This is a genomic window from Pseudomonas sp. FG98, assembly GCF_057808595.1.
In genome coordinates this window covers 1-8,175 of sequence record NZ_JBMDIJ010000143.1, presented here as the reverse complement: position 1 = coordinate 8,175, position 8,175 = coordinate 1, and the positions used below count along the sequence as shown (strand labels likewise).

Genomic DNA, 8,175 nt, shown 5'->3' with positions numbered 1-8,175 from the left:
GGTACTCGGCGGCCTGTGGCTTCATGGCTGATCTGAAGTTGTGTAGATACCCATGGTCATCGCTGGCAAGCCAGCTCCCACAGGGTTGGTGCTAGGCCAAAGGTCTTGTGGCTGGCCTGGAACCTGTGGGAGCCGGCTTGCCGGCGATGGAGTGAATTATTCCAACCCAGCGCTGAAATCGGGTTGCGTAGTTGCCGAACAAGGTCGAGGATTTGGCATCTGCTGCCATGTTTTCCGTTTTCGAGGCCCCCAATGCCAATCAAGCTCGACGCCATCGACCGCCGCATCCTGCGCGCTCTGCAACGGGACGGCCGCCTGCAGAACCAGGAACTGGCACGCCAGGTCGGCCTGTCGCCCTCCCCTTGCCTGCGCCGGGTACGCCTGCTGGAGGATGCCGGAGTGATCGAGCGCTATGTCGCCCTGGTCGACCCGGCCAAGGTATCGCTAGGCTTGACCCTGTTCGTGCGGGTCTGGCTCAAGCGCCAGGACCAGGAAACCACCGAGGCCTTCGTCGAGGCGGTGCGCCTGCTGCCGGAAGTGGTGGAGTGTCATGTGATGGCCGGCGACTGCGACCTGATGCTGCGCGTGGTAGCCGCCGACCTGGAAGCCTACCGGCGCTTCCAGATCGCCCACCTGACCAGCCTGAGCGTGGTGCAGAACGTCAAGACCGAAGTGCCGATGGAGAAGATCAAGCTGACCACCGAACTGCCGGTGTAGACAGCAACGACTGCAAATTAGTTAACATGTGCACTAAATCCTTTTAAGCCCCAGACGGAAACCGATGCCGTGTCCCTGAAACTCACCGTGATCGACCAGACGCCCATCCACCACCCCCATAGCGCAGTGACTGCCCTCGCCACCTCGGTGGAACTGGCCATCGCCTGCGAGGGCCTGGGCTACCACCGCTACTGGCTGGCCGAGCACCACAACAGCATGCACTTCGCCGGCACGGCGCCGGAAATCCTCCTGACCCGCATCGCCAGCGCCACCCGCAGCATGCGCATCGGCAGCGGCGGCGTGATGCTCAGCCATTACAGCCCGTACAAGGTGGCGGAAACCTTCGCCCTGATCGGCGCACTGTTCCCCGGCCGCATCGACCTGGGCATCGGCCGCGCCCCGGGCGGCAGCCTGCTCAGTTCGATTGCCCTGGCCGCCCCGCGCCCGCCTTCGCAGCAGGATCATTTCCCGCAACAAGCCGCTGAACTGTGTGCTTACCTGCGCGGGGATTTTCCGCCGTCCCACAGCTTCGCCAGCCTGGCCTGCGCCACCGATGACGCCAGCCGACCACAGCTATGGATGCTTGGCTCGGGCGGCGGCAGCTCGGCCCTGGCCGGGCAACTGGGCATGGGCCTGGCCCTGGCGAAATTCATCGCCCCGGCCACCTGCTCGCCGGCGATCTTCCAGCAGCACGACTCGGCCTTGCGCCAATCCGGGCGGAGCGCACCCGGGCCACGCCTGGTGGCCCTGGCGGTGATCTGTGCAGCGTCGGATGAAGAGGCGCGGTTTATCGCCGGCACTGCGGTCTATCGCAAGATGATGGCGGGCAGCAAAGCACGTGAGCCGCTGCTGTCCCCTGCCGAGGTGCAGGAGCGCTACCAGCGAATGAACACCGAGGAACGCGAGGAGTTCGACCGTACCCTGGCCGATATGGTGGTGGGCTCGCCGGCGACCTGCCGCTCCAGGATCGAGCAGATCGCCGCCGACTTCGGTTGCGAGGAAATCGGCGTGGTGACGGTGACCTGGCGCTTCGAGGAGCGGCTGGAGAGTTACCGGCTGTTGGGCGAAGGGTTGCTGTAACCACGGAGCGCCATCAACTGCTATTGCGCCCGTTGGCCTCCCGCCACTCCGTGGGCGAGACACCATGAAACGCCCGAAATGCACGACTGAAATGCGACAGGTCGTTGAACCCGAGGGCAAATGCCAGCTCGGAAATACGCTTCCCGGCGTGCAGCGGATTGAGCAACTCGGCGGCACACCGCTCAAGGCGGCGCCTGAGGACGTAGCGCATCAGCGAGCTGCCTTCGCGCTCGAACAGTTTGGCGATATAGCGGCTCGACAGACCATTGGCCATGGCGACCTGCTCGGCGCCAAGGGTCGGGTCGCCCAGGTTGTCGTTGATATAGACCTTGACCCGCATCAGGGTCAGCGCCTGGGTGCGGGAGTGCTCCGGGTCACCGGTGTGTGAAGTGCCCAGCGCCAGGGCGATCAGGTGCACGGCGGACTCGGAAAGACGCGCCATCTCCTGGCAGGAAAACTCCCCGACCTGGGCACACAGCGTCTCCAGGAACGAGCGCAATACCCGGCCCGTCGGCGTATCCAGCGAAACCCGCGTGGCGGTGCGGCATTCCATGTCGGGAACCAGGTGGTTCAGGCTCGACCTGGGCAGGCTGACGATGATCTGCCGCCAGTCCTGCTGGAAATTCAGATAATGGGGTCGGGTCGCGTCGTAGATGGAAAACTCGCCGGGACAGATCACCGTGCGGTTGCCGCCCTGCTCCAGGCACTCCTGGCCCTGCAACATCAGAACGGCAAAGTACTTGTCCTCGTCACGGCTGCGCGCATGCAGATGGCGCCGGTTGACCGACTGCGCCGAAGCGCTGACATCACTCACCCGCAGCAGATCGCATTTCTGCGAGCGCACCCGGCCATGGAATTCGGGAACCGCCAGCGCGCCGATCTCGACGTCGGCAAAGAGCCGCAGGATCATTTCCCGCCAATAGTCGACCCGCTCATGGGAGCTGGCGCTCAAGGTGGCAATGTCGATGCGCTCGCTTGCCCAGTCCGTTCGCGTCAAACCTTGCCCGCTGGCGGACCTGCCGCGCACGGGTACTCCAGGTGACTCGATATTCATCTCGGATACACCCCTGTTGTGATTATTGGCAGGATGAATCGTGGTGTTGCCCGCCCTCTCCCCTTGCTGGGGCCTTGGCTCGAATCGAGCAGATCGGCTTTCACGGGTTTCAGACTCTTCATACGCCACTAACGGCAGCCTTGCTACTGCTACACGACGCAGGGCCGTTGCAGCACAGCTTTTGTTCCGTCTCAGCCAAGAACCCGGAAAGACCGTCTCCCATGCTATGGCCAACGAGCTGCAGGGCCGTTGTAGCCAGGCCCTGCACTCGTACCACCGTCGCCAATCGAGGGCGGACAACGACGACACAAGCCTGCCAAGGCTTTCACTTCCTGGGCGCTACGATGAAAACAACGAGCTTCTTGCTGTGCGACGCGGGCAGATGTACCGCTGCCGGCCTGGTCCTGAGCGGTCTGTCCCTGAATGCCGGCGCGGTGGAAGTCGCCCCGGGCGACTACGAGCAATACCCTGCGGGCGCAACGATCGGTGTCGTCTACTACCAGCACGCCACCACCGATGCACTGCGCGCCGATGGCCGTTCGGCCAGTTCGGATTTCAACCTCACCTCGGACATCGGCATCCTGCGTTTGCTCCACGTTCATCAACTGAGCGAAACGGTGACCATCGACCCGCAGTTCCTCCTGCCCTTCGGCCATGTCTCGGGCAACGGCGATGCATCCGCCCTGGGCGATGCCAGCGGCACCGGCGACCTGATCCTGACCGCGCCGATCAAGTGGCTGCTCAACAGCGCCCGCGACACCTTCAGCCTCAACGCCTACCTCTACGTCCCCAGCGGCAGCTACGACAACAAGGATGCGCTCAACCTCGGCGAGAACCGCTGGAAGGTCGACTTCCAGAGCGCCTACATCAAGCACTTCTCGGACAAATGGGCGGTCGACCTGGTCGGCGATGCCATCTGGTACGGCAAGAACGATGACTTCGGCAGCAGCTCCGCCAACCTCGAACAGAAGATGAGCTACAGCGCCCAGCTCATGGCCCGCTACATGCCCGATCCGGCCACGGCACTGGGTGTCGGCGTAGGCCACATCTGGGGCGGCGAAACCGAGGTCGACGGCGTTGACCGCGACGATGAGCTGCGCACCACCAACCTGCGCTTCACCGCCACGCGCTTCTTCACCGCCAAGGACCAGTTGCAACTGCAGCTCGGCCGCGACCTGGCAGTGGAAAACGGCCCTCGCGAAGACTTCCGGCTGAACCTGCGCTACGCGCACATCTTCTAGCCCGCCACGCCGTTCGACGACAACGAAAACAACGACAAACCGTGAGGCCCGATCATGGAATCTGCAATCGACAAGCACCTGATGTGCCCCCGGCTGCGCGCGCGCCGGATCGACGATGACTACACCCCGCCCTTCCCCGCCTGGGTCGGTCGCGCCGACCCGGCCATCACCCACTACGTCATGGCCTACTTCGGCGTGCAGGGCAAAGGCCAGCACCAGCTCGGCGCAGTCTGCTCGGGGCTGCGCCGGATCTGCGGGATGCTGGCACTGGACGGTGGCCCGCGCCACCACGACCTGGCCCATTACGTCGACGCCGAAGGCTACGACAACATGGTCGCCATTGCGTACTGGGACAGCCCCGAAGCCTTCCTGCGCTGGCAGTCCAGTGAGCAGGTCAACGCCTGGTGGGACAGCGACACCCTCGGCGACGATGGCCTGGGCTACTTTCGCGAGGTGCTGACGCCGCCGGTCGAGCGCTTCGAAACGCTGTATGCCATGCCCGAAGGGATGGAAGGCGTCGGCGTGGTGATGGGCACGCGCAGCGACGAAATCCAGGAGCATGGCTACTGGGGCTCCATGCGTGACCGCATCCCCCTCTCGCAGACCGACGCCATGCAACCCGAAGGCGAACTCAAGGCCACCCGCACCCCGCGCCGGATCCGCGTCAGCGGCCATGACAACCTGGTGGTGATCCGCTCCGGCCAGGACTGGACGCAGACCCAGGGCCAGGAACGCGAGCTGTACCTGGGCCAGATGGAACCGGTGCTGCGGGCCGGCATGGATTTCCTGCGCGATGACGGACGCCAGGTGGGCTGCTACAGCAACCGCTACATGCAGCACCTCGACGCCCGCGGCCAGCGCGAGGAAAAAAGCTTCTCGGTCAGCCACTGGCGCTCCCTCTCCCATCTGGAACGCTGGTCCGAGTCGCACCCGACCCATATCGAGATCTTCGGCACCTTCATGCGCATGGTGCAAAGCCTCCAAGGCGAGCTGAAGTGGAAGGGCTATCACGAAGTCAGCGTGCTGCGGGCCGAGGACCAGCAGTTCGAATACATCAATTGCCACCCTGGCACCGGCTTGCTGAGCGGCGCCTGACCCCATCGGCAACAAGGAGACCCACCATGAACAAGCCCACTCCCACTCCGATCGTGACGGCGGCCGAACGCGCCTACGCCCTCAAGCAGGCGCTGGCGGAACAGCAGTTGATCCCGGACGGTTATATCGAACAGTTCACCGACGTCATGGAAAACGATTTCGACCCCGCCAATGGCGCACGGGTCGTGGCCCGTGCCTGGATCGACCCGAACTACCGCGAGCTGCTGCTGCGCGACGGCACGGCGGCCTGCGACCAGTTCGGCTACACCGGCGCCCAAGGGGAGTACATCGTCGCGCTGGAAAACACCGCGACCCTGCACAACGTGATCGTCTGCACCCTGTGCTCCTGCACCGCCTGGCCCGTGCTGGGACTGCCGCCGGACTGGTACAAGAGCTTCGAGTACCGCTCGCGGGTCGTGCGCGAATCACGCACGGTGCTGCGCGAGATGGGCCTCGACCTGCCTGCGCAGGTCGGCATCCGCGTCTGGGACACCACCGCCGAAACCCGCTACATGGTGCTGCCCGTTCGTCCGCAAGGCACCGAAGGCTGGAGCGAAGAAGCACTCGCCAGCCTGGTGACCAAGGACGTGCTGATCGGCATCGCCCTGCCTGAAGTCGGCGTCACCCAGGCATCGGTCAAGGAGGCAGAACATGGACGGCATTCATGATCTGGGCGGCAAGCAGGGCTTCGGCCCGGTGCCACACCGGGCCAACAGCCTGAGTTACCTGCCGGTGTTCCACGAGGACTGGGAACATCTGGGTTACAGCCTGCTGTTTCTCGGCGCCGGCGAGCTGGGCCTGTTCAACGTCGATGAGCTGCGCCACGCCATCGAGCGCATGGAACCGCGCCATTACCTGGCCTCCAGCTATTACGACCGCATCGTCATCGGCGTCGCGACGCTGTTCGTCGAAAAGGGTGCATTGCGTCAGGAGCGTCTGGCCGAGCTGGTCGGCGGGGCCTATCCACTGGCCCTGGCACAAGGACCAGGGCGCGAGGCGCGCACTGGAGCAACGCCATTCGAGGTGGGCGACCGCGTCCAGGTGCGTGACGAATTCGTTGCCGGGCACATACGCATGCCGGGCTATGTGCGCAACAAACGCGGCGTGGTGATCCATCGCACCGGCCATGCCTGGCCCTTCCCCGACGCCGTCGGGCATGGCCTGCAAAGCCCATCCGAGCCGACCTACCACGTCCTGTTCACGACCGAAGAGCTGTGGGGCGAGGGTGCCGACAGCGGCACGGTGGTCGTGGACCTGTTCGGCGGCTACCTGCTCCCGGCCTGACGAACAGCTTTTGGTGTGGCGAGGTCCGGCACGGAACGCCCATGCATCGCCCCACCCTTTTTCTTCAACACTCAGCGAGAAACAGCACATGGCAATCCATAGACCCGATACCGACGAACTCGCCGGGATCGCCGCCGACCTGGGCATCCACCTCAGCGGTGCGTTGCTGGAGACCTACCACGCAGCGCTGCAAGCCAACTTCGACGCCTACGATCAACTGGACCAGTTGGCTGACTTCACGCCCCGACCAGACTATCCACGACAGGCCCCGAGCATACCCACGCCGGAAGAAAACCCGCTGGGCGCCTGGCAGTGCAAGACACTGATCCAGGGCCGGCCAGCCGGCCCGCTGGCGGGCAAGCGCGTGGTGATCAAGGACAACGTGGCGGTCGCCGGCCTGCCGATGCTCAACGGTTCCTTCACCCTCGACGGCTACGTGCCGGAAACCGACGCCACGGTGGTGACCCGCCTGCTCGATGCCGGCGCCATCATTACCGGCAAGGCCGTCTGCGAAGCCTTGTGCTTCTCCGGCGGCTCGCACACCTCGGCCAGCGGTCCGGTGCACAACCCCCTGCGCCACGGCTACTCGGCAGGCGGCTCCTCGTCAGGCTCGGCGGCCCTGGTCGCGGCCGGCGAAGCCGACATGGCGGTGGGCAGCGACCAGGGCGGCTCGGTGCGCATTCCCGCGGCCTACTGCGGCGTGTACGGGATGAAACCGACCCACGGCCTGGTGCCCTACACCGGCGCCATGCCCATTGAAAGCACCCTCGACCATCTTGGCCCGATTACCGCCAGCGTTCGCGATAACGCGCTGATGCTCGAAGCCATGGCCGGCGTGGATGGCCTCGATCCACGGCAGACCGGCCTGTGCCGGCCGGGAGGCTACGTCGCGGCACTGTCCGGCGGCGTGGCGGGTTTGAGAATCGGCGTGCTGCGCGAAGGCTTCGGCCAGGCCAACTCCGAGGCGGTCGTGGACCAGGCCGTGCGCGACGCGGCACAGGTCTTCCGTACCCTGGGAGCGCGGGTCGAAGAGGTCTCCCTGCCCATGCACAACCAGGGGCCGGCCATCTGGCTGGCGATCGCCGCCGAGGGTGCCACCGCGCAAATGATGAAAGGCAACAGCCATGGCTTCAATTGGCGCGGGCTGTACCTGACCGGCATGATCAAGGCCCATGCCCGCTGGCGCGAACGTGCCGACGAACTGCCCGACACGGTCAAGACCACTATGATCCTGGGCGAGTACATCAACCGCCGTTACCAGGGGCAGTACTATGCCAAGGCGCAGAACCTCGCGCGCCATCTGCGCCTGGCCTACGACGTCCTGTTCAGCAGTTTCGACCTGCTGCTTATGCCGACCCTGCCGCTGCGCGCAACGCCGTTGCCCGAGGCCGGCGCCCCGGTCGAGGACGTTCTCGGACGCGCCTTCGAAATGCTCGGCAACACCTGTGGTTTCGATGCGACCGGGCACCCGGCGATGTCGATTCCTTGTGGTATGCATGACGGGCTGCCGATCGGCTTGCAACTGGTTGCCCGGCAATTCGATGAAGCGCAGATCTATAGGGCCGCGCAGGCGTTCGAGCAGGCGGTTGACTGGAGGGCACGCTGAGGGGCTGCCAGCTGTAGGTCTTGACTCTTGCAGTGTTCATGAAATCGAGCGCCGCCCGCGCGGCGCATCGCCGGCAACGCCGGCTCCCACATTTGTTG

General features: G+C 64.9%; 8 protein-coding genes. 7 read left to right on the top strand and 1 reads right to left on the bottom strand.

All coding sequences use genetic code 11. The features are described 5' to 3' along the window. Positions 1-252: 252 nt before the first annotated feature. Entirely contained in the window at positions 253-717 is a 465-nt protein-coding gene (locus ACODSK_RS31730) for an Lrp/AsnC family transcriptional regulator (RefSeq protein ID WP_489021983.1), read from the top strand. A 69-nt stretch (positions 718-786) separates the two neighbouring features. Next, positions 787-1,797, top strand: a complete 1,011-nt coding sequence (locus ACODSK_RS31725) for an MsnO8 family LLM class oxidoreductase (RefSeq protein WP_489021981.1) — start codon at positions 787-789, stop codon at positions 1,795-1,797. A 13-nt stretch (positions 1,798-1,810) separates the two neighbouring features. Here the strand turns inward: ACODSK_RS31725 and ACODSK_RS31720 are convergent, their stop codons facing one another. Then, on the bottom strand, positions 1,811-2,824 hold the full coding sequence (locus ACODSK_RS31720) for an AraC-like ligand-binding domain-containing protein (protein ID WP_489021979.1): 1,014 nt from the start codon (positions 2,822-2,824) through the stop codon (positions 1,811-1,813). A gap of 371 nt (positions 2,825-3,195) precedes the next feature. Between ACODSK_RS31720 and ACODSK_RS31715 the strand changes: the two genes are divergently transcribed. The 5 genes from ACODSK_RS31715 (at position 3,196) to ACODSK_RS31695 (ending at position 8,077) form a co-directional block, all read left to right on the top strand. Next, the gene (locus ACODSK_RS31715) at positions 3,196-4,092 is read left to right on the top strand and encodes a transporter (RefSeq protein ID WP_489021977.1); all 897 of its coding nucleotides are present in this window, start codon (positions 3,196-3,198) and stop codon (positions 4,090-4,092) included. A 54-nt stretch (positions 4,093-4,146) separates the two neighbouring features. Beyond that, complete coding sequence (locus tag ACODSK_RS31710; RefSeq protein WP_489021976.1) at positions 4,147-5,187, top strand: phenylacetaldoxime dehydratase family protein; 1,041 nt, start codon at positions 4,147-4,149, stop codon at positions 5,185-5,187. A 26-nt stretch (positions 5,188-5,213) separates the two neighbouring features. Beyond that, on the top strand, positions 5,214-5,855 hold the full coding sequence (nthA, locus tag ACODSK_RS31705; protein WP_489021974.1) for a nitrile hydratase subunit alpha: 642 nt from the start codon (positions 5,214-5,216) through the stop codon (positions 5,853-5,855). Next, the gene (nthB, locus tag ACODSK_RS31700; RefSeq protein ID WP_489021972.1) at positions 5,839-6,471 is read left to right on the top strand and encodes a nitrile hydratase subunit beta; all 633 of its coding nucleotides are present in this window, start codon (positions 5,839-5,841) and stop codon (positions 6,469-6,471) included. The genes nthA and nthB overlap by 17 nt, the downstream gene beginning before the upstream one ends. Before the next feature lie 88 nt (positions 6,472-6,559). After that, on the top strand, positions 6,560-8,077 hold the full coding sequence (locus ACODSK_RS31695) for an amidase (protein ID WP_489021970.1): 1,518 nt from the start codon (positions 6,560-6,562) through the stop codon (positions 8,075-8,077). Positions 8,078-8,175: the final 98 nt, after the last annotated feature.

Excerpts from the sequence above, each read along its gene's own strand:
- nthB (WP_489021972.1), top strand. The coding sequence starts at position 5,839 with ATGGACGGCATTCATGATCTGGGCGGCAAGCAGGGCTTCGGCCCGGTG.
- nthA (WP_489021974.1), top strand. The coding sequence starts at position 5,214 with ATGAACAAGCCCACTCCCACTCCGATCGTGACGGCGGCCGAACGCGCC.
- ACODSK_RS31695 (WP_489021970.1), top strand. The coding sequence starts at position 6,560 with ATGGCAATCCATAGACCCGATACCGACGAACTCGCCGGGATCGCCGCC.
- ACODSK_RS31710 (WP_489021976.1), top strand. The coding sequence starts at position 4,147 with ATGGAATCTGCAATCGACAAGCACCTGATGTGCCCCCGGCTGCGCGCG.
- ACODSK_RS31730 (WP_489021983.1), top strand. The coding sequence starts at position 253 with ATGCCAATCAAGCTCGACGCCATCGACCGCCGCATCCTGCGCGCTCTG.
- ACODSK_RS31715 (WP_489021977.1), top strand. The coding sequence starts at position 3,196 with ATGAAAACAACGAGCTTCTTGCTGTGCGACGCGGGCAGATGTACCGCT.